Source organism: Escherichia sp. WS2035, assembly GCF_046487065.1.
Lineage (GTDB): Bacteria > Pseudomonadota > Gammaproteobacteria > Enterobacterales > Enterobacteriaceae > Escherichia > Escherichia coli.
Genome location: NZ_JBJQKD010000010.1, coordinates 62,667 through 88,302, shown reverse-complemented (window position 1 = coordinate 88,302; position 25,636 = coordinate 62,667). Strand labels below are relative to the sequence as shown.

General features: G+C 52.1%; 18 protein-coding genes and 3 pseudogenes. 10 read left to right on the top strand and 11 right to left on the bottom strand.

What is annotated here, in order from left to right; genetic code table 11:
* The first annotated feature begins 117 nt into the window (after positions 1-117).
* The 3 genes from ACJHX4_RS17160 to ACJHX4_RS17150 all read left to right on the top strand — a co-directional run bounded on the left by ACJHX4_RS17160 (position 118) and on the right by ACJHX4_RS17150 (position 3,104).
* A complete protein-coding gene (locus ACJHX4_RS17160) occupies positions 118-1,626 on the top strand; it encodes a PstS family phosphate ABC transporter substrate-binding protein (RefSeq protein ID WP_122984432.1) in 1,509 nt (502 codons plus the stop codon).
* A 102-nt stretch (positions 1,627-1,728) separates the two neighbouring features.
* Positions 1,729-2,496 (top strand): hypothetical protein, encoded by a 768-nt coding sequence (locus ACJHX4_RS17155; protein WP_000553742.1) that lies wholly within the window; start codon positions 1,729-1,731, stop codon positions 2,494-2,496.
* Between the two features lie 2 nt (positions 2,497-2,498).
* The gene (locus ACJHX4_RS17150) at positions 2,499-3,104 is read left to right on the top strand and encodes a hypothetical protein (RefSeq protein ID WP_001033839.1); all 606 of its coding nucleotides are present in this window, start codon (positions 2,499-2,501) and stop codon (positions 3,102-3,104) included.
* 53 nt (positions 3,105-3,157) lie between these two features.
* On the opposite strand, the gene glpD is transcribed toward ACJHX4_RS17150, so the two are convergent.
* Positions 3,158-4,663, bottom strand: coding sequence for a glycerol-3-phosphate dehydrogenase (gene glpD / locus ACJHX4_RS17145; protein WP_000448164.1), 1,506 nt, complete (start codon positions 4,661-4,663; stop codon positions 3,158-3,160).
* A 189-nt stretch (positions 4,664-4,852) separates the two neighbouring features.
* Here glpD and glpE point away from each other — a divergent pair, with 189 nt between their 5' ends.
* From glpE to ACJHX4_RS17130, 3 genes are read left to right on the top strand one after another with little or no spacing between them, the layout of a single operon-like run.
* Positions 4,853-5,179 (top strand): thiosulfate sulfurtransferase GlpE, encoded by a 327-nt coding sequence (gene glpE, locus ACJHX4_RS17140; RefSeq protein ID WP_000371926.1) that lies wholly within the window; start codon positions 4,853-4,855, stop codon positions 5,177-5,179.
* A 44-nt stretch (positions 5,180-5,223) separates the two neighbouring features.
* Complete coding sequence (gene glpG, locus ACJHX4_RS17135; protein ID WP_000928734.1) at positions 5,224-6,054, top strand: rhomboid family intramembrane serine protease GlpG; 831 nt, start codon at positions 5,224-5,226, stop codon at positions 6,052-6,054.
* A gap of 16 nt (positions 6,055-6,070) precedes the next feature.
* Entirely contained in the window at positions 6,071-6,829 is a 759-nt protein-coding gene (locus tag ACJHX4_RS17130; RefSeq protein ID WP_001296480.1) for a DeoR/GlpR family transcriptional regulator, read from the top strand.
* On the opposite strand, the pseudogene ACJHX4_RS17125 reads toward ACJHX4_RS17130, so the two are convergent.
* Positions 6,811-7,209, bottom strand: a pseudogene (locus ACJHX4_RS17125) (sigma 54-dependent transcriptional regulator); the annotation flags it as partial. The gene ACJHX4_RS17130 and the pseudogene ACJHX4_RS17125 sit on opposite strands and share 19 nt — an antisense overlap.
* Between ACJHX4_RS17125 and ACJHX4_RS17120 the strand changes: the two are divergent.
* A pseudogene (locus ACJHX4_RS17120) lies at positions 7,178-7,597 on the top strand (RNA 3'-terminal phosphate cyclase); the annotation flags it as partial. The pseudogenes ACJHX4_RS17125 and ACJHX4_RS17120 sit on opposite strands and share 32 nt — an antisense overlap.
* 42 nt (positions 7,598-7,639) lie before the next feature.
* On the opposite strand, the gene malT reads toward ACJHX4_RS17120, so the two are convergent.
* The gene (malT, locus tag ACJHX4_RS17115) at positions 7,640-10,345 is read right to left on the bottom strand and encodes an HTH-type transcriptional regulator MalT (protein ID WP_000906973.1); all 2,706 of its coding nucleotides are present in this window, start codon (positions 10,343-10,345) and stop codon (positions 7,640-7,642) included.
* Between the two features lie 622 nt (positions 10,346-10,967).
* Between malT and malP the strand changes: the two genes are divergently transcribed.
* Together malP and malQ are read left to right on the top strand one after the other, a co-directional pair.
* Positions 10,968-13,361, top strand: a complete 2,394-nt coding sequence (gene malP, locus ACJHX4_RS17110; protein WP_000081885.1) for a maltodextrin phosphorylase — start codon at positions 10,968-10,970, stop codon at positions 13,359-13,361.
* Positions 13,362-13,370: 9 nt separating this feature from the next.
* A complete protein-coding gene (malQ, locus tag ACJHX4_RS17105; protein ID WP_000444305.1) occupies positions 13,371-15,455 on the top strand; it encodes a 4-alpha-glucanotransferase in 2,085 nt (694 codons plus the stop codon).
* 109 nt (positions 15,456-15,564) lie between these two features.
* On the opposite strand, the gene gntT is transcribed toward malQ, so the two are convergent.
* From gntT to gntX, 3 genes are all read right to left on the bottom strand, one after another.
* Positions 15,565-16,881 (bottom strand): gluconate transporter, encoded by a 1,317-nt coding sequence (gene gntT / locus ACJHX4_RS17100; protein ID WP_001131758.1) that lies wholly within the window; start codon positions 16,879-16,881, stop codon positions 15,565-15,567.
* A 363-nt stretch (positions 16,882-17,244) separates the two neighbouring features.
* On the bottom strand, positions 17,245-17,820 hold the full coding sequence (gene nfuA, locus ACJHX4_RS17095) for a Fe-S biogenesis protein NfuA (protein WP_000619389.1): 576 nt from the start codon (positions 17,818-17,820) through the stop codon (positions 17,245-17,247).
* A gap of 58 nt (positions 17,821-17,878) precedes the next feature.
* Positions 17,879-18,562, bottom strand: a complete 684-nt coding sequence (gene gntX, locus ACJHX4_RS17090) for a DNA utilization protein GntX (RefSeq protein ID WP_001296478.1) — start codon at positions 18,560-18,562, stop codon at positions 17,879-17,881.
* 37 nt (positions 18,563-18,599) lie between these two features.
* Between gntX and bioH the strand changes: the two genes are divergently transcribed.
* Positions 18,600-19,370, top strand: coding sequence for a pimeloyl-ACP methyl ester esterase BioH (gene bioH, locus ACJHX4_RS17085; protein WP_001060089.1), 771 nt, complete (start codon positions 18,600-18,602; stop codon positions 19,368-19,370).
* Between the two features lie 28 nt (positions 19,371-19,398).
* Here bioH and ACJHX4_RS17080 read toward each other — a convergent pair.
* From ACJHX4_RS17080 to ACJHX4_RS17060, 5 genes and pseudogenes are all read right to left on the bottom strand, one after another.
* Positions 19,399-19,773 (bottom strand): annotated as a pseudogene (locus tag ACJHX4_RS17080) (Rpn family recombination-promoting nuclease/putative transposase); the annotation flags it as partial.
* 254 nt (positions 19,774-20,027) lie between these two features.
* On the bottom strand, positions 20,028-20,264 hold the full coding sequence (feoC, locus tag ACJHX4_RS17075) for a [Fe-S]-dependent transcriptional repressor FeoC (protein WP_000157585.1): 237 nt from the start codon (positions 20,262-20,264) through the stop codon (positions 20,028-20,030).
* Positions 20,265-20,274: 10 nt separating this feature from the next.
* Positions 20,275-22,596 carry a Fe(2+) transporter permease subunit FeoB gene (gene feoB / locus ACJHX4_RS17070; protein ID WP_000737040.1) on the bottom strand — a complete coding sequence of 774 codons (2,322 nt, stop codon included), beginning with the start codon at positions 22,594-22,596 and terminating at the stop codon, positions 20,275-20,277.
* Positions 22,597-22,612: 16 nt separating this feature from the next.
* Entirely contained in the window at positions 22,613-22,840 is a 228-nt protein-coding gene (gene feoA, locus ACJHX4_RS17065; protein WP_001200455.1) for a ferrous iron transporter A, read from the bottom strand.
* 437 nt (positions 22,841-23,277) lie between these two features.
* Entirely contained in the window at positions 23,278-25,599 is a 2,322-nt protein-coding gene (locus ACJHX4_RS17060; RefSeq protein WP_000980740.1) for a Tex family protein, read from the bottom strand.
* Positions 25,600-25,636: the final 37 nt, after the last annotated feature.

Sequence of the window (25,636 nt, the reverse complement as noted above, 5' to 3'; positions counted from 1 at the left end):
AAAAAACAGAACGGGGCCAAAAGGTCCCGTTTTTTTCGCCTTTATTTAGGAAAAGTGTCCAGAGGGGGCGAGGGTTATCGGGGAGTATAATTTCGCCATTCAGCAAGAATGGAAAGAATAATGCAAAGCGGAAAATGGATTTTGACCTCGCTGGTAATGACTTTTTTTGGCATCCCCATACTGGCGCAATTTTTGGCAGCGGTTGTTGCCATGCTGGGGGCCGGGCTTGCCGCTATTCTTGAGGTTTGCAATTTACTCTTTACGCCAACAATTTATCTTCTACTCAACGTCTTTATGCTGACGCTGGGGGCGATAATCATATTTTTCTCTGGTCGCGTGTGGGCTGGTGATAGCGCACCAGAAAAAAGAGAAATAGCCGCCTGGCGACAATGCTTTTTTCTCTTACCCGCGCTATTAACCCTGGTTGGCTGGATAATCGCGCTACATCTGGCAGATTATCAATTTCGCCAGATGGGATCGGGCTGGTTGGCAAACCTTATGCTTTCCTGGCAGGGTGTTTTGTTACTCTCATTAATCAGTGGCGACTACTGGTGGATAGTCATTATACCCGTTGGCGCGCATATCAGTTTTTCGCTGGGATACGGCTGGCCGACAAGGCATCCTTTAACCGGCACGTCCGGGCTACGTTGCCGTAACTTACTCCTGTTTCTACTTCTCTTACTTGGTTTTGTCGCTGGGTATCAGGCTTATTTATATAAACAGCTTAATCCCGGTGTCGGTGTGCGTGAAAATATTGATACCTGGGCCTGGCGACCCGATAAACTTAATAATCAACTGACGCCACTGCGTGGTAAACCACAAATTCAATTTACGCAAAACTGGCCGCGACTCGATGGCGCTACGGCGGCGTACCCCATTTATGCCTCTGCATTTTATGCATTAAGTGTAATACCAGAGGATTTTCACGTTTGGGATTATCTGGATAACTCTCGTACGCAAGAAGCATATAACAAAATCGTTAACGGTGATGCCGATATTATTTTCGTGGCGCAACCTTCCGATGGGCAAAAAAAACGCGCTGAGAAATCGGGCGTCACTTTGCTGTACACGCCATTTGCCCGTGAAGCGTTTGTTTTCATCGTCAATGCGGATAATCCGGTTAATTCCCTGACTGAACAACAGGTGCGTGACATTTTCAGTGGCGCAATTACCAACTGGCGCGCGGTTGGCGGTGACGATCAGGAGATCCAGACCTGGCAACGCCCGGAAGACTCTGGCAGCCAGACGGTGATGCTATCGCAGGTCATGAAAAATGTCCGCATGATCTCGCCGCAGGAAACGGAAGTGGCAAGCGTGATGGAGGGAATGATTAACGTTGTTGCCGAATACCGTAATACAAAAAACGCAATAGGCTACACCTTCCGCTATTACGCAACACAAATGAATGCCGATAAAAATATAAAACTGCTAGCGATTAACGGTATTGCACCGACTGCGGAAAATATTCGCAACGACAAATATCCCTATATCGTCGATGCCTTAATGGTAACGCGGGAAAATACGACGTCAGAGACACAAAAATTGGTGGAGTGGTTTTTAACGCCGCAGGGGCAGAGTTTGGTGGAAGATGTGGGCTATGTGCCGATGGATAAAACGTTGCATTAAGCAGGATTACAATATGGATATCATTAATATTTTCCTGAACGCGGCGAATGCCCTTTTTATCTATCAGCCGTTTATGCACGATCAGCGGGCGAGGGGGTAATTATGCACCCCACTCCTGCCATGCAGGCATTAATTGAGCAGATATATCATATTTTTCGTCGTTATCCGGCGCCGCAGCAATTTGTGGTTTGTTGTGAATATTGTCTGAGTCAACAGGAACAAAAAGCATTACGGAATACATCGTTGCGAGCGATTCCTTATTCCTTAATCAATGCCTGGAATAGTAGTCCAGGACCTGATCCGCAAAACAGCGATGAGGTTCGTTATTTTCTGCCTTGTTTACTGGAGTTTGTTGCGCAGGGGCAATTTGACAATATTCACGAAGTATTTTCTCTACGGCGTATCAACCTTGCCAGTAAAGAAAACTGGCGTGAGGATGAACGGGAAATATTGCAGCAATTTGCTTGCCAGTATATGACTGATTGGGTATCCGGGGATGAGGCTGTCGAATTACAGTACAAGCTGGAAATGTTTTTCCGTGCCGATATCGCTCTTTCGCCATTGCTTGATGCCATTATTTCAGTTCCCGGATTTTGGTCGGCAGCGTCTCTTGCCTGTTTATTGAATACGTATCGTGACGGTTATATCAGAGATAATCAGGACGATATCGATAAAGCCATTACCACTCAAACTAATACTTGGGCTAGTAATAATCAATCCATCCTGAAAGAACGCGCGCGGCAGGCGATTGAGAATCCGCTTAAGCAGTCCGAACAGGGCACACAGTATCAGGCCTGGGAAGACGAGTGGATGATTGATGAGTGTTTATGTGCCATGTATGACGCATCATCCGAATCATCAGGACATTAAAGATGAATAAAATCAGACTTTATATTTACCCTGTAATTTTCGGTTTTGTTATCGTACCATTATTGGTATGGCCGACGGTTATTGCCTTAGCCGTACTTATATTCACGTTAACTTTTCTGGCTGAAATAATATTCTCCTTTCCGCTCCTGGTTGTGCGTATTTCTCTTCAGGAATTACAACTTGAGTTATTGGTTGAATATGCACTTTTTTTCAGTGTAATGGGTGGCATCGGTTGGCAATTCTCCCGCAGAACGCCTCCTGAATTAAAAAACAGGCTACATTGCTGGCTGGTTTTTTCTCCGGTCTATTTCTGGTTAATTCTCTCGAATTTCATTCTTTATATTTCTCCAGAGAAATCAGCGTTGCTGGAAAATATCCGAAATTTCTTTCTGACATTTGTCTGGCTTCCCCTGAATTTTTCCCCTTTTTGGCCGCAGCCGTGGACTGATTTTGTCGGCCCGATTAGTGCCCAGCTTGGTTTTGCGTTGGGATATTATTGCCAGTGGCGTAGCAAAAATAGAAGCCATAGGAAGAAGTGGGGCGATTGGGTAACGTGCTTAAGTTTGGCGATTTTAGCTCTGGGGCCGTTATTCAATTATTTACAATGAATAGTCTAAGGAATTCAAATAGCCCGGTTGCACTTCGCAACCGGGCATCATCCTTACGACGCCAGCGACAACCTCTGCTGCGTATATTCCATCAGCCACTGACTCACACGAGATTGTTGATCCGCATTTAGCCACATGCCTTGTTTCGTGCGACGCCACAGGGCATCGTCGGCGCGGCGGACCCATTCGTGGTCGACCAGATATTTCAGCTCCGCTTCGTAGAACTCATGACCGAAATCTTCACCGAGGTCGCTTATCGCCCCTGCATTGCCGAGCAACAGTTCGCTGTTGCTGCCGTAAGTGCGCGCGTAGTGACGTGCCAGCGATTCGGTCAGGAACGGGTAACGGCGGCGCAGGCGGGCGGCGTAATCGTCACGGTCACCTTCAATGGCACCACCCGGCAGCACGCTCTCTTTCGTCCACGCCGGACCAATGCCCTGATAATATGGCGTCAGTTTTTCCAGCGCGTGCTCCGCCAGTTTGCGGTAGGTGGTCAGCTTACCGCCGAATACCGACAGCAGCGGGGCTTTGCCGTTTTCATCATGGATATCAAGGGTGTAATCACGGGTAATGGCCTGCGGCGAGTCGGACTCATCATCACATAGCGGACGCACGCCGGAGTAGGTCCAGACGATATCGTCCCGGCTTAACTGCTTTTTAAAGTGCGTGTTATACACTTTCAACAGGTAATTGATTTCACTCTCTTCAATCTTCACTGCTTTTGGATCGCCTTTGTATTCCACATCGGTGGTGCCGATGATGGAAAACTCGTCCATCCACGGGATCACGAAGACAATACGTTTATCTTCGTTTTGCAGAATGTAGGCTTGCTTCTGGGTATGCACACGCGGCACCACAATATGGCTGCCTTTGATCAGGCGAATGCCATAAGGCGAAGGCAGATGCATCCCGTCGTCGAAAAATTGTTTCACCCACGGGCCGGTAGCATTAACCAGGCCGCGCGCCTGCCATGTATATTTTTTGCCGGTATCGATATCTTCCGCTTCCACAATCCACAGGCCGTTTTCGCGGCGAGCAGACGTGGCACGAGTACGAGTAAGCACTTCACCGCCTTTACGTACCACCATCTGGGCGTTGGCGAGTACCAGACGGGCGTCGTCTACCCAACAGTCAGAATATTCGAATCCGCGCTTAATTTCCGGTTTTAACACTGAGTTTGCGCCAAAACGCAAACCGGTTGATCCCGGCAGGCTGGTGCGCTTGCCCAGATGATCGTACATAAACAGACCAATGCGAATCATCCACGCCGGGCGTAGATGCGGACGATGCGGCAGGCGAAAACGCATCGGGAAGGCGATATGCGGGGCCATTTTCAGTAGCACTTCACGTTCAGCCAGCGCCTCGCTGACCAGTCGGAATTCATAGTGCTCAAGGTAGCGCAGGCCACCGTGAATGAGTTTTGAACTGGCGGAAGAGGTCGCGCAAGCGAGATCCTGCGCCTCCAGCATCAGCACGGATAAACCGCGTCCAGCGGCGTCTGCCGCGATACCAGCACCATTGATGCCGCCACCTATCACAATCAGATCTTTGGTTTCCATGCTGCCCTCATTCACTTTCGTTAAAGTTCATAAATGTTCGTTATCGAACATATTAGCAAAGAATCGCGCTTTGGGTAACATTGAAAAAACATTTTAGAGTGATATGTATAACATTATGGCGTTTATCTGCCGCTTCGACGTAAACTGTGCGGTAAATTTGCCCACTTGTTTGTAAAGAAAGAGAGACGCATGGATCAGTTCGAATGTATTAACGTTGCCGACGCGCACCAGAAGTTGCAGGAAAAAGAGGCGGTGCTGGTCGATATTCGCGATCCACAGAGTTTCGCAATGGGGCATGCGACCCAGGCTTTCCATTTAACTAACGACACACTGGGCGCGTTTATGCGTGATAACGACTTTGACACACCGGTGATGGTGATGTGTTATCACGGCAATAGCAGCAAAGGCGCGGCGCAGTATCTGCTGCAACAGGGCTACGATGTGGTCTACAGCATTGATGGCGGTTTTGAAGCCTGGCAGCGCCAGTTTCCCGCAGAGGTGGCGTACGGCGCGTAACGCTTTATACTGTCCCCTTTTGTGTGGAATAAGCGACAGCAACGATGTTGATGATTACCTCTTTTGCTAACCCCCGAGTGGCGCAGGCGTTTGTTGATTACATGGCGACACAGGGTGTTATCCTCACGATTCAACAACATAACCAAAGCGATGTCTGGCTGGCGGATGAGTCCCAGGCCGAACGCGTGCGGGCGGAGCTGGCTCGTTTTCTCGAAAACCCGGCAGATCCACGTTATCTCGCCGCCAGTTGGCAGTCCGGTCATACCGACAGTGGCCTGCATTATCGCCGTTATCCTTTCTTTGCCGCCTTGCGTGAACGCGCAGGTCCGGTAACCTGGGTGATGATGATCGCCTGCGTGGTGGTGTTTATCGCCATGCAAATTCTCGGCGATCAGGAAGTGATGTTATGGCTGGCCTGGCCATTCGATCCGACGCTGAAATTTGAGTTCTGGCGTTACTTCACCCACGCGTTAATGCACTTCTCGCTGATGCATATCCTCTTTAACCTGCTCTGGTGGTGGTATCTCGGCGGTGCGGTGGAAAAACGCCTCGGTAGCGGTAAGCTAATTGTCATTACTCTCATTAGCGCCCTGTTAAGCGGCTATGTGCAGCAAAAATTCAGCGGGCCGTGGTTTGGCGGGCTTTCTGGCGTGGTGTATGCGCTGATGGGCTACGTCTGGCTACGTGGCGAACGCGATCCGCAAAGTGGCATTTACCTGCAACGTGGGTTAATTATCTTTGCGTTGATCTGGATTGTCGCCGGATGGTTTGATTTGTTTGGGATGTCGATGGCGAACGGAGCACATATCGCCGGGTTAGCCGTGGGTTTAGCGATGGCTTTTGTTGATTCGCTCAATGCGCGAAAACGAAAATAATTCCAGGGATTTATCAATGAAACAAACACAACGTCACAACGGTATTATCGAACTGGTTAAACAGCAGGGTTATGTCAGCACCGAAGAGCTGGTAGAGCATTTCTCCGTTAGCCCGCAGACTATTCGCCGCGATCTCAACGAGCTGGCAGAGCAAAACCTGATCCTGCGCCATCATGGCGGTGCGGCGCTGCCTTCCAGTTCGGTTAACACGCCGTGGCACGATCGCAAGGCCACCCAGACCGAAGAAAAAGAGCGCATCGCCCGCAAAGTGGCGGAGCAAATTCCCAATGGCTCGACGCTGTTTATCGATATCGGCACCACGCCGGAAGCGGTGGCGCACGCGCTGCTTAATCACAGCAATTTACGCATTGTGACCAACAATCTCAACGTCGCTAACACGCTGATGGTAAAAGAGGATTTCCGTATCATTCTTGCCGGTGGCGAATTACGCAGCCGCGATGGCGGGATCATTGGCGAAGCAACGCTCGATTTTATCTCCCAGTTCCGCCTTGATTTCGGCATTCTGGGGATAAGCGGCATCGATAGCGACGGCTCGCTACTGGAGTTCGATTACCACGAAGTTCGCACCAAACGCGCCATCATTGAGAACTCGCGCCACGTTATGCTGGTTGTCGACCACTCAAAATTTGGCCGTAACGCAATGGTCAATATGGGTAGCATCAGCATGGTCGATGCTGTCTACACCGACACGATGCCGCCTGCGAGCGTGATGCAGGTGCTGAAGGACCATCATATTCAACTGGAGCTGTGCTGATCCTGCATTGCTTCCCATGTCAGACCAAAACGCGCCAGGTATTTGCGTAGCCGATCCGCGTCATTGACGCTGGCTTTACCCTGGCGCGAAATGTCAAACAGTTCACGTCCGGCAGCAGAAAGCGACTTTGCCTGGCGGCAGATAGCGATAACGTGTTCCAGTTGCATACGGTCGAAGAGATCGATGTTTTCTGCCTCTGCGCCCAGCAACGCCGTAAGCGTGGAGGGGCGACTCTCCTGCCAGTTATAGCGCAGACGGTTGATCTCATCTTCCACTGTATCCAGTGTGATGCGTCCGCTAGTGGCAAAGGTGGCCATCCGCGTGACGCTGGCAGAAAGTTCGCGAAAGTTACCGCGCCATGTTGCTGAGCGTGAAATCGCTACACTGGCGGGTAGTTTTTCCTTGCATGAACAGAATATTCATAACCTGCCGCGCGACCAGGGGCCGGGTAATACCGTCTCGCTTGAAGTCGAAAGTGAAAATATCACCGAACGCTTTTTTGTCGTCGGTGAAAAGCGCGTCAGTGCCGAGGTGGTCGCGGCACAGTTGGTGAAAGAGGTGAAACGCTACCTGGCAAGCCCGGCGGCGGTGGGGGAATATCTCGCCGACCAACTGGTGCTACCGATGGCGCTGGCGGGCGCGGGAGAATTTACGGTCGCCCATCCCTCATGTCATCTGCTGACCAATATCGCCGTGGTGGAGCGTTTCTTGCCGGTGCGGTTTGGTTTGATAGAAACAGATGGCGTAACGCGGGTTAGCATTGAATGATGTAAAGATGTAAGCCGGATCCGACGCATTATCCGGCTAAACTCACACCCCATATCCCATCATCTTCAGCAGTTTCTGCGCGTGTTGTACCGCGGCCTGACGGTGGGCGACACCGAGTTTTTGGTACAGATTACGGATATGCGTTTTGATGGTGGTTGCCGCCACTTCCAGCTCGCCTGCAATTTGCTCATTGCTGTAACCGGAGTAAATCAGCCCCAGGACCTGCCATTCACGTTGGGTCAACGGGCTGGTGCGGATCAGCTCTGGCACTTCCGGATGATTTAGCAGACGTTCAACGAAATTCTCATCGAAATGGGCGAATTTATGCCGATGATGTTGATTGATTTCTCGCAGAATACGCTGTGCGCGATGCTGTTCCAGCTCCGGCAGCGTATTGAGTTGAATAAGCTGGCGCAGTTGTTGCGCCATCGCTTCGCCTTCGATGACAAAATGACTGATAAATCCGGTACGATTCGCCAGTTTTAATGCGTCCAGCAACACACGCTGAGCGTCACTTTTACGTCCGGCCTGCCAGTACAGTTGATTAAGCAGCAACAGGTTACGGTTGAGATCGCTCATCAACCGCAGACTGCGGGCATTTTCATTGAGTTCTTCGAGGACAATTTCCGCAGATTCAAACTCGCCCAGCAAGATTTGTGCACGGGCAATGTTGCGCCATTGACCTTGCAGGAAGTGGTTGTTCGCAAACTCTGGTTTAGCCGTATGACGCAACCAGTTGGCAGCGGCGGCTTTATCGCTGGTCATTTGCCAGTAAATCACCCGGACTTTGTTGGCGTTAGAGATCCAGTCGCTGTGATATTTGCCATTCCCCAGCAGGTTTTCCAGACGGTTCAGCTGGCTACGGGCGTTATCTAAATCACCACGGGCCAGCGAGCATTGAATCAACATTGCCAGGCACTGAAGCTGTTGCTGTGGCTGATAAGACGACAAGACTTCAATCCCGCTGCGCGCCGACGCTTCGGCTTCATCCAGCCGTGCCCAGGCCCATAACAGTTGCGCACGAATGCGCACCAGAAACTCATGCATTGGCAGCTGTTCCAGATGCTGCTCGTTGATCAGCTGGAACGCTTTTTCCTGCGTTTCCCACGCGGTTTGCAGGAACCCTTGGGCAAACAGAATTTCACTTTGCTGGATTAAACTCCACAAAGCGTAGTGCCAGACATCGTGCTGGCGTGCCATCTGTTCGGTTTGCTGCATTAACGCCAGTGAGCGGGTCAATTCGCCTTTGCAGTGCAACACTTCACCCAGCACCGAGGTTGCCACAATGCGGCTATAGAACCAGCCCGGCGGCAGCTCTTCCAGTGCCAGTTTTGCCAGCCGTTCCGCTTCATCCGGATTACCATCGTTAATCGCCACCTGGGCGCGCAGAGCGTTAAATTCTGCGTGCATGGTGCCTTCTCTGATGTCCTTGATTTCATGTTCAGCGCGGGCCAGCAGGGTGTTAACTTCGCCGTAGCGATGCTGGCTTTGCATCAGCCACGCCTGCAATAACACCAACTGCGGATTTTCCAGCAAACTGTCCCACGGCAGGGCCTTAAGCGACTCTTCCAGCAGCGACAGTTCGCTATGGTTGAACAAACTCCAGGCGTGATTAAGCAGAATATCGCGCAGCATCAGCGCATCGCCTGCCGCCAGCGCATGATGAATCGCTTCGCTGGGAAATCCCTGGGCCATCCAGCTTTCTGCGGCGGCACGGTGGATTTCCGGCAGCTCCGCCGCCAGTTCCCACTGGCAGCGCTGGCGCAGGAAGTTACCAAACAGTGGGTGATAGCAAAACCACTCGCCGGTATCATCCATCCGCTGTAAAAACAGCCCCTGACGCTCAATCTCTTCGAGGCGCATTTGCCCGTTTTCTTCGCCGGTCACACGGGTGATGAGTGCATCGTTCATTGAGCGCAAAATGGCGCTTTTCAACAGAAAATGGCGTGTTGCGAGATCGACGTTATCTAAAACCTCATCGACCAGATAATCCGAAAGATGGCTGGCATTGATTCCCGCCAGACGGCGTGCCGACTTATGGGCTGAGTGAGTATTCTGCCGGGCGGAGAGGGCGATTAGCTGCAGTGCCGTCGCCCAACCGGAAACATCATCACAAATCCGACTGCTTTCTGCAGCTTCAATCGGCGATGACAGACGGCAATCAAAAAACTGTTTCGCTTCCTGATGGGTAAATGCCAGTTGCTGACTGCCAATTTCCAGCAGCTGGTCACGAACACGCAGATTGGCAATGCCCAGTTGCGGAAGGTTGCGTGACAACACCACAAGGGTGAGATTTTCTGGTTGATGGCGAATAAAGAAGCGCATTGACTCGTGGATCACAGGATTAGTGATCAGATGATAGTCATCGATGACCAGATAAAGTGGGCTATGCCATTCCGCCAGCTCAATGAAAAGCTGGGCGAAGAGTGACGTCAGGCTGGCATATTGCCGTTTTTGCGCCATCGTCTCACATATCGCGCAGTGACCGTTGGTTGCCTGTTGCACGGCGGCAATGAGATAGCTGGCGAAACGCTCTTGCTGGTTATCACCTTCATCCAGCGAGTACCAGCCGATATCGTTTTTGCCTGCCGCCCACTGGGAAATGAGCGTGGTCTTTCCGTAGCCCGCAGGACTTGTGATCAGCGCCAGCCGGAAGTTGTTCGCGCCGGAAAGTTTAGCCAGCAGGCGCTCACGAACCACGGTATGGTCGAGTCGAACCGGGCGACTTAATTTTGACGGAATCAGCATAGTTAATCACTTCACTGTGGAAAATGAGGAAATATTATTTTTTTTGCGCTTCGTAATTAATGGTTATAAGGTCGGCCAGAAACCTTTCTAATGCAAGCGATGACGTTTTTTTATGTGTCTGAATTTGCACTGTGTCACAATTCCAAATGTTTATTAACAACTCACCTAAAACGACGCTGATCCAGCGTGAATACTGGGTTGTACGGTATTTTCCTTATGTTCATCAGTTTCATTTAAGCAAGGGTTTCTTCTTCATTTCTGATGAAAGTGCCATCTAAAAAGATGATCTTAATAAATCTATTAAGAATGAGATGGAGCACACGTGATATTTTACTTGTGAAACTGTTTCACTCCTTTACTTAATTTATAGAGTTACCTTCCGCTTTTTGAAAATACGCAACGGCCATTTTTTGCACTTAGATACAGATTTTCTGCGCGGTATGGCATTGATTTGCTGCTAATCCTGTGGATTGCACTAGCTTTAAGTGGTCGAGATCACATTTCCTTGCTCATCCCCGCAACTCCTCCCTGCCTAATCCCCCGCAGGATGAGGAAGGTCAACATCGAGCCTGGCAAACTAGCGATAACGTTGTGTTGAAAATCTAAGAAAAGTGGAACTCCTATGTCACAACCTATTTTTAACGATAAGCAATTTCAGGAAGCGCTTTCACGTCAGTGGCAGCGTTATGGCTTAAATTCTGCGGCTGAAATGACCCCTCGTCAGTGGTGGCTGGCAGTGAGCGAAGCACTGGCCGAAATGCTGCGTGCTCAGCCATTTGCCAAACCGGTGGCGAATCAGCGGCATGTTAACTACATCTCAATGGAGTTTTTGATTGGTCGCCTGACGGGCAACAATCTGTTGAATCTCGGCTGGTATCAGGATGTACAGGATTCGTTGAAGGCTTATGACATCAACCTGACTGACCTGTTGGAAGAAGAGATCGACCCGGCGCTGGGGAACGGTGGTCTGGGACGTCTGGCGGCGTGCTTTCTCGACTCAATGGCAACTGTCGGTCAGTCTGCGACGGGTTACGGTCTGAACTATCAATATGGTTTGTTCCGCCAGTCTTTTGTCGATGGCAAACAGGTTGAAGCGCCGGATGACTGGCATCGCGGTAACTACCCGTGGTTCCGCCACAACGAAGCACTGGATGTGCAGGTAGGGATTGGCGGTAAAGTGACGAAAGACGGACGCTGGGAGCCGGAATTTACCATTACCGGTCAAGCGTGGGATCTCCCCGTTGTCGGCTATCGTAATGGCGTGGCGCAGCCGCTGCGTCTGTGGCAGGCGACGCATGCGCATCCGTTTGATCTGACTAAATTTAACGATGGTGATTTCCTGCGTGCCGAACAGCAGGGCATCAACGCAGAAAAACTGACCAAAGTTCTCTATCCAAACGACAACCATACTGCCGGTAAAAAGCTGCGCCTGATGCAGCAATACTTCCAGTGTGCCTGCTCGGTAGCGGATATTTTGCGTCGCCATCATCTGGCGGGGCGTAAATTGCACGAACTGGCGGATTACGAAGTTATTCAGCTGAACGATACCCATCCAACAATCGCGATTCCAGAACTGCTGCGCGTGCTGATCGATGAGCACCAGATGAGCTGGGATGACGCCTGGGCCATTACCAGCAAAACTTTCGCTTACACCAACCATACCCTGATGCCAGAAGCGCTGGAACGCTGGGATGTGAAACTGGTGAAAGGCTTACTGCCGCGCCACATGCAGATTATTAACGAAATTAATACTCGCTTTAAAACGCTAGTGGAGAAAACCTGGCCGGGCGATGAAAAAGTGTGGGCCAAACTGGCGGTGGTGCACGACAAACAAGTGCATATGGCGAACCTGTGTGTGGTTGGCGGTTTCGCGGTGAACGGTGTTGCGGCGCTGCACTCGGATCTGGTGGTGAAAGATCTGTTCCCGGAATATCACCAGCTATGGCCGAACAAATTCCATAATGTCACCAACGGTATTACCCCACGTCGCTGGGTCAAACAGTGCAACCCGGCACTGGCGGCTCTGTTGGATAAATCACTGAAAAAAGAGTGGGCTAACGATCTCGATCAACTGATCAATCTGGAAAAATTCGCTGATGATGCGAAATTCCGTCAGCAATATCGCGAGATCAAGCAGGCGAATAAAGTCCGTCTGGCAGAGTTTGTGAAAGTTCGTACCGGTATTGAGATCAATCCACAGGCGATTTTCGATATTCAGATCAAACGTCTGCATGAGTACAAACGCCAGCATCTGAATCTGCTGCATATTCTGGCGTTGTACAAAGAAATTCGTGAAAACCCGCAGTCTGACCGCGTACCGCGCGTCTTCCTCTTCGGCGCGAAAGCAGCACCGGGCTACTACCTGGCGAAAAATATTATCTTTGCGATCAACAAAGTGGCTGACGTGATCAACAACGATCCGCTGGTTGGCGACAAGTTGAAGGTGGTGTTCTTGCCGGATTATTGTGTTTCGGCGGCGGAAAAACTGATCCCGGCGGCGGATATCTCCGAACAAATTTCGACTGCAGGTAAAGAAGCTTCCGGTACCGGCAATATGAAACTGGCGCTCAATGGTGCGCTTACTGTCGGTACGCTGGATGGTGCGAACGTTGAAATCGCTGAGAAAGTCGGCGAAGAAAATATCTTTATTTTTGGTCATACCGTGGAACAAGTGAAGGCAATTCTGGCCAAAGGCTACGACCCGGTGAAATGGCGGAAGAAAGATAAGGTGCTGGACGCAGTATTGAAAGAGCTGGAAAGCGGTAAATACAGCGACGGCGATAAGCATGCCTTCGACCAGATGCTGCACAGTATCGGCAAACAGGGCGGCGATCCGTATCTGGTGATGGCAGATTTCGCCGCTTATGTGGAGGCACAAAAGCAGGTGGATGTGCTGTACCGCGACCAGGAGGCCTGGACTCGCGCGGCGATCCTCAATACCGCCCGCTGCGGTATGTTTAGCTCGGATCGCTCTATTCGCGATTATCAGGCTCGTATCTGGCAGGCAAAACGCTAAGGAAGTTCGATGGAAAGCAAACGTCTGGATAATGCCGCGCTGGCGGCGGGGATTAGCCCCAATTACATCAATGCCCACGGTAAACCGCAGTCGATTAGCGCCGAAACCAAACGGCGTTTGCTTGACGCGATGCATCAACGTACCGCCACGAAAGTGGCGGTAACGCCAGTCCCGAATGTCATAGTTTATACCAGCGGCAAAAAAATGCCGATGGTGGTGGAGGGCAGCGGCGAATATAGCTGGCTGCTGACCACCGAAGAAGGAAAGCAGTACAAAGGCCATGTGACGGGGGGCAAAGCGTTCAATCTACCGACGAAGCTGCCGGAAGGTTATCACACGCTGACGCTTACCCAGGACGACCAGCGCGCGCATTGCCGGGTGATTGTCGCCCCGAAACGCTGTTACGAACCGCAGGCGTTGCTGAATAAACAAAAGCTGTGGGGTGCCTGCGTTCAGCTTTATACGCTGCGATCGGAAAAAAACTGGGGTATTGGGGATTTTGGCGATCTCAAAGCGATGCTGGTGGATGTGGCAAAACGTGGCGGGTCGTTTATTGGTCTGAACCCGATTCATGCGCTCTATCTGGCAAATCCGGAAAGTGCCAGCCCGTACAGCCCGTCTTCTCGCCGTTGGCTGAATGTGATTTATATCGACGTTAACGCAGTTGAAGATTTCCATCTTAGCGAAGAGGCTCAGGCCTGGTGGCAGTTGCCGACCACGCAACAGACGCTGCAACAGGCGCGGGATGCCGACTGGGTTGATTACTCCACGGTTACCGCCCTAAAAATGACAGCATTACGAATGGCGTGGAAAGGTTTCGCGCAACGTGATGATGAGCAGATGACCGCGTTTCGCCAGTTTGTTGCAGAGCAGGGCGACAGCCTGTTCTGGCAGGCAGCCTTTGATGCGCTACATGCCCAGCAAGTGAAAGAGGACGAAATGCGCTGGGGCTGGCCAGCATGGCCAGAGATGTATCAGAACGTGGATTCGCCAGAAGTGCGCCAGTTCTGCGAAGAACATCGTGATGACGTCGATTTTTATCTCTGGTTGCAGTGGCTGGCTTACAGCCAGTTTGCCGCCTGCTGGGAGATAAGCCAGGGCTATGAAATGCCGATTGGCTTGTATCGTGATCTGGCCGTTGGTGTAGCAGAAGGTGGGGCAGAAACCTGGTGCGACCGTGAACTGTATTGCCTGAAAGCGTCGGTTGGCGCGCCGCCGGATATCCTCGGCCCGTTGGGGCAGAACTGGGGATTGCCGCCAATGGACCCGCATATCATCACCGCGCGTGCCTATGAACCGTTTATCGAGCTGTTGCGTGCCAATATGCAAAACTGCGGCGCATTACGAATTGATCACGTGATGTCGATGCTGCGTTTGTGGTGGATACCGTATGGCGAGACGGCAGATCAGGGCGCGTATGTTCACTATCCGGTGGATGATCTGCTCTCGATTCTGGCACTCGAAAGTAAACGTCATCGCTGTATGGTGATTGGTGAAGATCTCGGTACCGTACCGGTAGAGATTGTCGGTAAGCTGCGCAGCAGCGGTGTGTACTCCTACAAAGTGCTCTATTTCGAAAACGACCACGAGAAGACATTCCGCGCACCGAAAGCGTACCCAGAGCAGTCGATGGCGGTTGCGGCGACACACGACCTGCCTACGCTACGCGGCTACTGGGAGAGTGGGGATTTAACGCTGGGCAAAACGCTGGGGCTGTATCCGGATGAAGTGGTACTGCGCGGTCTGTATCAGGATCGCGAACTGGCGAAGCAAGGGCTGCTGGATGCTCTGCATAAATATGGTTGCCTGCCAAAACGTGCCGGGCATAAGGCATCGTTGATGTCGATGACACCGACGCTGAATCGTGGCTTACAGCGCTACATCGCCGATAGCAACAGCGCCCTGTTAGGGCTCCAGCCGGAAGACTGGCTGGATATGGCAGATCCGGTAAATATTCCCGGCACCAGTTACCAGTATAAAAACTGGCGACGTAAACTTTCCGCAACGCTTGAGTCGATGTTTGCCGATGATGGTGTGAACAAGTTGCTGAAGGATTTGGACAGACGGCGCAGAGCGGCAGCGAAGAAGAAGTAGAGTGCGGTTGATGCCGGATGCGACGCTTGACGCGTCTTACCGGCCTACTAATTAATGCCGAATCGTAGGCCGGATAAGGCGTTCACGCCGCATCCGGCCATCAGTATTATCAAATCACCATATTCAGCAGCAGACAGCCTACCAGACCGCACACCGAGATAATGGTTTCCAGCATCGACCAGGATTTGATGGTCTCGCCGATAGTCAGGTTAAAGTACTCTTTGAACAGCCAGAAGCCCGGATCGTTCACGTGAGAGAAAATCACACTACCGGAACCAACCGCAATAACCATCAGCTCCGGGCTAACACCCGTCGTTGCAATCAGCGGTGCCGCGATACCACCCGCAGTGATTGCCGCGACGGTTGCGGAACCCAGCGCGATACGCAGTACGGCAGCAATCGACCAGGCCATCAGCAGCGGAGAAATGTTGGTTTCGTGCATCATGGAAGCAATGTATTTGTCCACGCCGCTGTCTACCAGCACCTGCTTGAACGCACCGCCACCACCGATAATCAACAGCATCATCGCAATGATTTTGATGGAAGAAACCAGCGTGTCGTTAATCTGATCCATTGAACGGCCACGGTTCAGACCAAAGGTGAACATCGCGATCAGCACGGCAATCAGCGTAGCCATTACCGGGTCACCGAGGAACTCCGCTACCGGCAGGAAAGCGTGACCTTTCGGCAGGATCATTTCGGCAATCGCACGCATCGCCATCAGAACCACCGGCACCAGAGAGGTCCAGACGCTGACGCCAAAGCTCGGCATCTCTTCTTCGCTGAAGGTTTTCGCGCTGTACAGACCTTCCGGGATCGGCTTATCGATACCTTTCAACACGCGAGCGTAAACCGGACCGGCGAGAATCACGGTCGGGATTGCCAGAATAGTACCGTACAGCAGAGTTTTACCCATATCGGCATTGAAAATGGTGGCAATCGCAGTCGGACCCGGATGCGGTGGCAGGAAGCCGTGGGTCACAGACAGTGCAGCCGCCATTGGTACACCAACATACAGCAGTGGAATATTCGCGGAAGCCGCGATGGTAAACACCAGCGGCAGCATCAGCACGAAACCCACTTCATAGAACAGGGCAAAACCAACGGTAAAACCGGTCAGTACCACCGCCCACTGGATGTGTTTTTTACCAAATTTGGCAATCAGCGTGGTAGCGATACGTTGTGCACCACCGCAGTCTGCCAGCATTTTGCCCAGCATCGCACCAAAACCCATGATCAGGGCAAGGCTACCGAGCGTTCCGCCGACACCAGCTTTGATGGAGCCAATAACTTTATCCAGCGGCATCCCTTGCATTAATCCAACAGCAAGCGCCACGAGGACGAGAGCGATGAAGCCGTTCATTTTGAAGCGGATCATCAGGAGTAATAACAAGATTACACCGATAGCAACAATGACTAATGGCATGATTTACCTGGCCTTTAATTTGTTATGGGTAACGTCAGGTTTCTGACGGAAAATCCTGGTTGTCCCAACTGGGAACAGAGATGTTACGGCACCACGGCTGATGACCCCTAAAACGAGTTAGTGTAGTCAGATGTTATGAGTGTGTTTGGTGCCCATGAGAATGATACGGGTAACATTACGTGCTTGAGAATCACCAGAGCGGGGTAAATTTAAATTATGAGAGGTTGGTCATATTATCGTGGGGAAACGAAGAGATTGGATTTGCTGAGATAATTCTGCGCTAACGTCAGACTCTCGTGCAACGTACAGGCCCGATAAGACGCTTTAGCGTCACATCGGGCAATCGACAAAAGGGGAGAGAACTTAGTAGTAAGAGTGCTCGCCGCGCTGGTGTTCGGTGAGATCGCGTACACCTTTCAGCTCCGGGAATTCGTTCAGCAACTGCTTCTCGATCCCCTCTTTCAGGGTGACGTCGACCATGGAACAACCGTTACAGCCACCGCCAAATTGCAAAATGGCGTAACCGTCTTCGGTGATTTCCATCAGCGAAACGCGACCACCGTGACCAGCAAGCTGTGGGTTGATCTGTGATTGCAGCATATACTCCACGCGCTCCATCAGCGGCGCATCGTCAGCCACTTTACGCATTTTGGCGTTAGGCGCTTTCAGCGTCAGCTGCGAACCCAACTGGTCGGTAACAAAATCGATCTCTGCATCTTCCAGGTAAGGAGCGCTTAACTCATCAACATACGCGGTCAGCAGGTCAAATTTCAGGGCAGTGTCGGTGGCTTCCACAGCGTCCGGCGGACAATAAGAAACGCCACATTCAGCGTTAGGCGTGCCAGGGTTAATCACAAATACGCGGATTTGTGTCCCTTCTTCCTGGTTTGCCAGCAGTTTGGCAAAGTGCGCTTGTGCAGCATCGGAAATACGGATCATAGTAATGGCCTAATAGTTGACTATTTTAGTTGGTTATAATACGCCCATCATCGAGGCTCTACAAGGTTCGACAAAGGCACCAGACCTGGACAGTCGCCGCACCATTGCGTAAAAGCAACTGCGCAATCTCTGCGACGGTACTTCCGGTGGTAACGACATCATCCACAATCACCATATGGCGACCTTGCACAGGCAATTCAAGGCGAAAGGCATTTTTCAGGTTGTGTTTGCGTAGCCGGGCGTTAAGAAAATGCTGGGTCGCGGTGGCCCGTGTTCGTGTGACGGCTTCGCTATCCCATTGGCAGTGTAGCCAGCGTGATAACGGCTGACACAGCAAATCGCTCTGATTAAATCCCCGACGCCAGTGACGGCGCTGCCATAACGGAACGCTGATGATGCGATCAGGCAGTTGCAAGCCGGTGGTGCGACGAGCGTGTAAGACTTCCAATAGTAACAGACGTGACAGGGCGCTGGCGATTTCACTGCGCCGGGAAAACTTAAGCTGGTGAATGAGCGGACTTAATGGCGGCGCATAGTCGGCGACCGTGAGCAGTCTTTGCCAGGGCAGCGGTTTTTGCAGGCAGCGACCGCAGGGAAGATGAGAGTGTGTGGCGGGTAATCCACATTGTGGGCATAACGTTTTATCTGTACGGGCGGCGCGAGAGCAGACAGAACAAATCCCCCAATGACCTAACGCCAGCGGCATTCGGCATAGCCAGCATAATCCCGGTACTGTTAGCATATGTTCATCCTTGTAAGTAAAAAGAGAACAATAGCGGATGAATAACATCTGGTGGCAGACCAAAGGTCAGGGGAATGTTCATCTTGTGCTGCTGCACGGATGGGGACTGAATGCCGAAGTGTGGCGTTGCATTGACGAGGAACTTAGCTCGCATTTTACGCTGCACCTTGTTGACCTGCCCGGCTTCGGGCGTAGCCGGGGATTTGGTGCGCTATCACTTGCTGATATGGCCGAAGTCGTGCTGCGACAGGCACCAGATAAAGCCATTTGGTTAGGCTGGAGTCTGGGCGGGCTGGTGGCAAGCCAGATTGCGTTAACCCATCCCGAGCGTGTTCAGGCGCTGGTCACCGTGGCGTCGTCACCTTGTTTTAGTGCTCGCGACGAGTGGCCGGGGATAAAACCGGACGTGCTGGCGGGATTTCAGCAGCAACTCAGTGATGATTTTCAGCGTACAGTGGAGCGGTTCCTGGCGTTACAAACCATGGGTACTGAAACGGCGCGCCAGGATGCGCGGGCGTTGAAGAAAACCGTTCTGGCGTTACCGATGCCGGAGGTTGACGTACTCAATGGCGGACTGGAAATCCTGAAAACGGTCGATCTCCGTCAGCCGCTGCAAAACGTGCCCATGCCGTTTTTGCGATTGTATGGCTATCTCGACGGTCTGGTGCCGCGCAAAGTGGTGCCGATGCTGGATAAACTTTGGCCTCACAGCGAATCATATATCTTCGCCAAAGCGGCCCATGCGCCGTTTATTTCACATCCGGACGAGTTTTGTCACCTGCTGGTGGCGTTGAAGCAGAGGGTGTAGGTGGCTTTCGAAATGGCGGGACAGAACTTTACTGGCTCGCCGCAGCCAACTCTTCTTCTGACACCCCGGTAAAGCGCATGATGTCTGCAAGAGGGACTCCGGATTCAAGCATTATTTTTGCTATATGCAAGGCTTTGGATTGTTCCCCTTCCTGCCGCAATCTTTCCGCAATAGTCATTAAACTCTCCTTGTGTTTTGGTGAACGTTCGGCCACACCATCGATAAAATCGTTAAAACGTACCGCGTCGCCGGTTTGCAGTATGTAATTAAACAGCCCTTTGATTTGTCTGTCATTTGCGTATCCACTACTTAATAAGCAGGCCATTTGCTCTACCAGTCCTATCAGATCGCGTTGACGAATATGTTTTTGAATTAACTCCAGCAGCGCCATGCTCGCGTGCCGTCTCCGGTTGGCGTAAAAAGAGTTTGAACAGCGCATCGTGTGGGGTGGAACTCTGCTTTTTGCTCATGGCGTTCCTTCACCTGTTATTTGAATGCCGCGACTCTACGCGCCACTCCACACCTGTGCATTAGCGAGTTTTCATCCCAGCGAGACGCTTTCAGAGGAACTTACGTCGCGCTGCTATGGAAAGCCGCACGCAAAAAAGCCCGGATGCAAACGCATACCGGGCTTTCAAAACAGGCAGTGAAACAAGGTTAACGCAACGCCCACCATTCGTGCAGACAGGCTTTTCCTTCCGGGCAGCTTTTACAACTGCCGGAAAGACAGCCGTCAGGTTCTTCCTGAATCCGCACTGCTTTTCCCATACTTTCTAGCTGTTTCAGCATGGCGTTAATCATTGGCTGCGGAGTGTTCAGTGTCTGGCTAATCTGGGCCGCTTCCATACGGCCCCGTAATGCCAGTAAATCACGCACTTGAATGAGCGAAGCCATTGTCGTGTCCTTAGTGGCAATCGCCAGTGGTACTGGCCGCACAGCAACTGCTTACCGATTTGCGCGTTGCCAGCAGTTCGATATCCACCCGGCTACGCGCGCGACGCAGCAAACCGATAACCACGATGTTAAACAGAATAACCGCCAGAATGCATACCAGGCTGTAGGTTGGATGCTGGCTGTAGCTGGCGATCTGATAGAACAATGTTGCCAGCGAGTAAGCGATATTCAGCCCCCACAGAATGGAGAAGCCCATCCAGCCACGGCTTGATTCACGGGCGATGGCTCCCATCACCGAGATACATGGTACATACAGCAGGACGAAAATCAGGTAGCTGTATGCGGCAGCTGCGCTACCGAATTTCTGATCCATCACGCCCATCGCTCCGGTACCCATTTCGCCGTCGCCTTTGCTTGCTTCAATGGGGTTCATCAGTACGCTAAGGCTGAAGGTGTCTTTCAGGCTCTGCCAGGTTTCATCTACCGCACTGAACAGCTCTTCACCGAGGTTAAATTCCGCCGGATTGAACTCTTCGTCCTGAATATTTTCTGCGGTGTAGAGGGTGTTGAGCGTACCCACCACCACTTCTTTCGCCATGGCACCTGTAAACAGGCCAACCGTTGCCTGCCAGTTATCTTCATGTACGCCAATCGGCTTGAAGACCGGGGTGATCACCCGGCTGACGGAAGCCAGCGCCGAGTCGTTGATGTTATCGACGATTTTCCCGCTCAATGAGAAGCTGTTGAAGGCGCTCAGGAAAATGCTGACGATGATAATCACTTTACCAGCACGCAGAACGAAGCCTTTCAGACGCTGCCAGGTCTGGATAATCAGGCTTTTAACGTGGGGTACATGGTAGACCGGCAGCTCCATGACAAACGGCGTCGCTTCACCGCGCATGATGGTGTACTTGAGCATCAGGCCAGTCAGCACCGCCATTACGATACCCAGCATATACAGCGAGAAGACCGCCAGCGCACCGTTCTGCCCGAAGAAGGCAGCCGCGAATACTGCGAAGATAGCCAGACGCGCGCCGCAGGACATAAACGGTGCCATCATGATGGTCATCAGACGTTCACGCGGTGCATCAAGCGTACGTGCGCCCATTACCGACGGTACGTTACAACCGAAACCAACGATCAGCGGTACAAAGGATTTCCCCGGCAAGCCCAGCGCCTGCATCAGACGGTCCATCACAAACGCCGCACGCGCCATATAGCCGGAGTCCTCAAGGAAGGAGAGGAACAGGTACATCATGCCGATCTGCGGCACCAGTGGCAGCACGGTGTTAATACCGCCGCCCAGGCCTTGGGCGAGGAAGATAGTCAGCCAGTCCGGGAAGTGGAGCGTGTAGCCAATCCACTGAATACCATGCACAAAGAGTGCTACGGAGCCGACGTCAAACAGCGGCTGTAACGCCCCGCCGATGTTGATAGCCAGCAAGAACATCAGGTACATCACAAAGAGGAAAATCGGCAGACCGAGGAAACGGTTGAGCACGATTTTATCTACCGCAGTGGTGAAACGGCTGGGTTCTGCCGTCAGGGTGTTGCTTACCACATCACAGATGGCAGCAATGCACTGGTAACGCGCATCGGCAATGTGCAGCGCCGGATCGTCCATCTCATTACGCAGACGGGCGAGGGCGGCATCCAGATGCTGCGACGCTTCACCGGCGTAGGCGCGGCTGTAGATATCGCCTTCCAGCATTTGCAGGCCCAGCCAGCGACGTTGTTTCAGCGGGATGTCGGAAGGCATCACTTTTGCCAGTGAATCTGCTTCGTTGAGCAGCGGCTGAGCGTAATGCACCAGTTCCACATTCTCGTTAGCTTTATAGCGATCAATCGCCAGCTTGAGCGCTTCAATACCGCGACCACGGGTTGAAACCAGCGGGATCACCGGGCAGCCAAGACGCGCCGACAGAGCATCAATTTCAATACGAATATTTTGCTTCTCGGCAATGTCGAGCATGTTCAGCGCCACGATGCAGGGAATGCCGAGTTCCAACAGTTGCAGCGTCAGGTACAGGTTACGCTCAAGGTTAGACGCATCCACCACGTTAATCAGCAGGTCTGCGTCGCCACTCAAAATGTAGTGACAGGCGATTTGCTCATCGAGCGAGGTCTGCGATGAGATGGTGGTCAGAGAATAGGTGCCGGGCAGGTCCACCAGCGTGACCTGATGATCGGTGGTGGAGAATTGCCCTTCTTTACGTTCGACGGTAACGCCAGCCCAGTTACCTACACGCTGACGTGAGCCAGTAAGCTGGTTAAATAACGTTGTCTTGCCAGAATTTGGATTACCAATTAAGCCAATGGTTAATTTTTTCATTGTTGTTATCACCGTATTAACAGGAAACCGCTTCCACTTCTAATAAGGCCAGATCTTTTTTGCGTAATACCAGGCTCACACGACGGGTTTCGATATGAATGGGGTCGCCGAGTGGAGCGACGCGCACCACATTAAAAGAGGAGCCAGGTAACATGCCAAGAGAAAGCAGTTTTTGGCGATATGCCGGGCTGATTTCACGGGAAAAGCCAGTAATTTTCCACGCAGTATCTGGAGTGTATTGCATAGGTGCCTACTTGTTTCTCATTAACTGGATAACTACCTCATGGGGCGTTTGACAGCGACATGAGACCAGATGATTTGCCAACGAAGGAGAGATTAAATAATCAACAGTACAATGATAATGAGAATGGTTTCTATCAGCAATACTTAAAATGTGTGTGAATGTTGGTTTGAATAATAATCTGACTCAATGTTGATATGGCTCAAGCTTATATCGCAGCGAAAATATAATTCGCATGACGAATTATTAGGGCTGGTTAATGTTTAATTAAGGTTTCAGTTGTTAATGAAGTGATAAATATTAACGGGATATATTATGCGTTTGCTTGTGGAATAAAAAGGCCGGAGATATTCTCCGGCACTTTTATGTCAGGCAAGGCGTTCGTTGCCAGATGTGGCGTGAACGCCTAATCGCGCAGGTTTAGGGGCCAGTCCGGGCGTTTAACGTTTTTTGCCCATTGCCGCCGCCAGCGCATCCATCATCGCGCTGTTACCGGCAGGCTGCACTTCACGCCCACGCGGTTTGGCTGCCGGGCGGTTGTTTTGCGGGCGTTCATTACCGCCGCCGCGACGGGCGTTGGTTTCGCCAGGCTGCTCGTCCAGACGCATGGTCAGGGCGATACGTTTACGCTGAAGATCCACTTCCAGCACTTTCACCTTCACAATGTCGCCCGCTTTCACCACGGTATGCGGATCTTCCACAAACTTGTTCGACAATGAAGAGATGTGAACCAGGCCGTCCTGATGCACGCCAATATCGACAAACGCGCCAAAGTTGGTGACGTTGGTCACCGCACCTTCGAGGATCATACCCGGTTGCAGGTCGTTCATTGTCTCGACACCATCGGCAAACTGAGCGGTTTTAAATTCCGGACGCGGATCGCGACCCGGTTTTTCCAGCTCTTTGATGATGTCGGTTACCGTCGGCACACCGAATTTCTCATCAGTAAAGTCAGACGCTTTCAGGTTACGCAGTTCGCTGCTGTTACCCATCAGATCTTTCAGTGCCTGCTGTGTTGCTGCCAGAATGCGTTCCACCACCGGATAGGCTTCCGGGTGAACGGTAGAAGCGTCCAGTGGGTTATCACCGTGGTTAATGCGCAAGAAGCCCGCGCACTGCTCGAAGGCTTTCGGCCCCAGACGGCTCACTTTTAACAGTTGCTGACGGTTCTGGAACTGACCGTTCTCATCGCGCCAGGCTACGATGTTTTGCGCCATCATGCGCGTCAGGCCCGCCACGCGGGTTAACAGAGGAACAGAAGCGGTGTTGAGATCGACGCCAACGGCGTTTACGCAGTCTTCTACTACTGCATCCAGTTTGCGTGCCAGCTGCGTCTGGCTGACGTCATGCTGATACTGACCTACGCCGATAGATTTCGGATCGATTTTCACCAGCTCCGCCAGCGGATCCTGCAAACGACGGGCGATAGACACCGCGCCACGCAGCGAAACGTCGAGATCCGGGAATTCCTGTGCTGCCAGCTCGGAAGCCGAGTAAACCGACGCGCCAGCTTCGCTGACGATCACTTTCTGCGCGGTCACTTTCGGGAACTGCTTCTGCACGTCGAGATAGAAACGTTCGGTTTCGCGGGAAGCTGTACCGTTGCCGATCGCCACCAGTTCAACGTTATGCTTTTCACACAGCGCAGCAACGGTCATCGCTGCTTTTGCGGCCTGCCCGGTATGCGGATAAATGGTATCGGTCGCCACCAGTTTACCAGTTGCATCGACTACCGCCACTTTTACCCCGGTACGCAGACCCGGATCGAGGCCCATCGTTGCACGCAGTCCGGCAGGGGCCGCCATCAGCAGATCGTGCAGGTTACGGGCAAAGACGTTGATTGCTTCATCTTCCGCGCGTTCGCGCACGGTGCCCATCAGTTCAGTTTCCAGATGCATCAACACCTTGATGCGCCACGTCCAGCTCACCACACCTTTGCGCCAGCTATCCGCCGGGGCATTGTTCAGGCGCAGGCCAAGGTGTTCCATGATGATTTGCTCGCAATAGCTCTCTTTCGGCGGCTCTTCGAACTGCGGATCGGCATTCAGCGAAAGCTGAAGTATGCCTTCGTTACGACCACGGAACATCGCCAGTGCGCGGTGAGAAGGCACCGTTGACAGTGGTTCGTGATGATCGAAATAGTCGCGGAATTTTGCCCCTTCCTCTTCTTTACCGCTCACCACGGTTGAGACCAGATGCGCGTTCTTCCACAGATAATCACGCACTTTCGCCAGCAGCGCGGCATCTTCGGCAAACCGTTCCATCAGGATATAGCGCGCGCCGTCCAGCGCGGCTTTGGTATCTGCCACGCCTTTATCGGCATCAATATATTGTGCAGCGGCGACTTCTGGCGTGTGTGACGGATCGCTCCACAGCAGATCGGCCAACGGCTCAAGCCCTGCTTCAATGGCGATTTGCCCACGGGTGCGGCGTTTAGGTTTGTAGGGCAGGTAGAGGTCTTCGAGTTCGGTTTTGCTTAGGGTGGCGTTGATGGCATTCGCCAGATCATCGGTGAGTTTGCCTTGCTCGGAAATAGACTTGAGGATCGCCTGACGTCTCTCTTCCAGCTCGCGCAGATAGCTCAGACGCGTTTCCAGATTACGCAGCTGCGTGTCATCCAGACCGCCGGTGATTTCCTTACGATAACGTGCGATAAACGGCACGGTATTCCCTTCGTCAAGCAGGCGAACGGCAGCGTCAACCTGTTCCGGGCGCGCCTGAATTTCACCCGCAATAATGCGGCAGAACGAATCATTCATCATGGTTTGAGTTCATCTTTTCGGATCAAAAATCAGGGGA

What these genes read in the sequence shown, in the direction of transcription:
- ACJHX4_RS17130 (WP_001296480.1), top strand. Translation starts at nt 6,071, where the DNA reads ATGAAACAAACACAACGTCACAACGGTATTATCGAACTGGTTAAACAG.
- bioH (WP_001060089.1), top strand. Translation starts at nt 18,600, where the DNA reads ATGAATAACATCTGGTGGCAGACCAAAGGTCAGGGGAATGTTCATCTT.
- ACJHX4_RS17150 (WP_001033839.1), top strand. Translation starts at nt 2,499, where the DNA reads ATGAATAAAATCAGACTTTATATTTACCCTGTAATTTTCGGTTTTGTT.
- ACJHX4_RS17060 (WP_000980740.1), bottom strand. Translation starts at nt 25,599, where the DNA reads ATGATGAATGATTCGTTCTGCCGCATTATTGCGGGTGAAATTCAGGCG.
- gntT (WP_001131758.1), bottom strand. Translation starts at nt 16,881, where the DNA reads ATGCCATTAGTCATTGTTGCTATCGGTGTAATCTTGTTATTACTCCTG.
- glpE (WP_000371926.1), top strand. Translation starts at nt 4,853, where the DNA reads ATGGATCAGTTCGAATGTATTAACGTTGCCGACGCGCACCAGAAGTTG.
- glpD (WP_000448164.1), bottom strand. Translation starts at nt 4,663, where the DNA reads ATGGAAACCAAAGATCTGATTGTGATAGGTGGCGGCATCAATGGTGCT.
- ACJHX4_RS17155 (WP_000553742.1), top strand. Translation starts at nt 1,729, where the DNA reads ATGCACCCCACTCCTGCCATGCAGGCATTAATTGAGCAGATATATCAT.
- feoA (WP_001200455.1), bottom strand. Translation starts at nt 22,840, where the DNA reads ATGCAATACACTCCAGATACTGCGTGGAAAATTACTGGCTTTTCCCGT.
- nfuA (WP_000619389.1), bottom strand. Translation starts at nt 17,820, where the DNA reads ATGATCCGTATTTCCGATGCTGCACAAGCGCACTTTGCCAAACTGCTG.
- gntX (WP_001296478.1), bottom strand. Translation starts at nt 18,562, where the DNA reads ATGCTAACAGTACCGGGATTATGCTGGCTATGCCGAATGCCGCTGGCG.
- feoB (WP_000737040.1), bottom strand. Translation starts at nt 22,596, where the DNA reads ATGAAAAAATTAACCATTGGCTTAATTGGTAATCCAAATTCTGGCAAG.
- feoC (WP_000157585.1), bottom strand. Translation starts at nt 20,264, where the DNA reads ATGGCTTCGCTCATTCAAGTGCGTGATTTACTGGCATTACGGGGCCGT.
- malQ (WP_000444305.1), top strand. Translation starts at nt 13,371, where the DNA reads ATGGAAAGCAAACGTCTGGATAATGCCGCGCTGGCGGCGGGGATTAGC.
- malP (WP_000081885.1), top strand. Translation starts at nt 10,968, where the DNA reads ATGTCACAACCTATTTTTAACGATAAGCAATTTCAGGAAGCGCTTTCA.
- malT (WP_000906973.1), bottom strand. Translation starts at nt 10,345, where the DNA reads ATGCTGATTCCGTCAAAATTAAGTCGCCCGGTTCGACTCGACCATACC.
- glpG (WP_000928734.1), top strand. Translation starts at nt 5,224, where the DNA reads ATGTTGATGATTACCTCTTTTGCTAACCCCCGAGTGGCGCAGGCGTTT.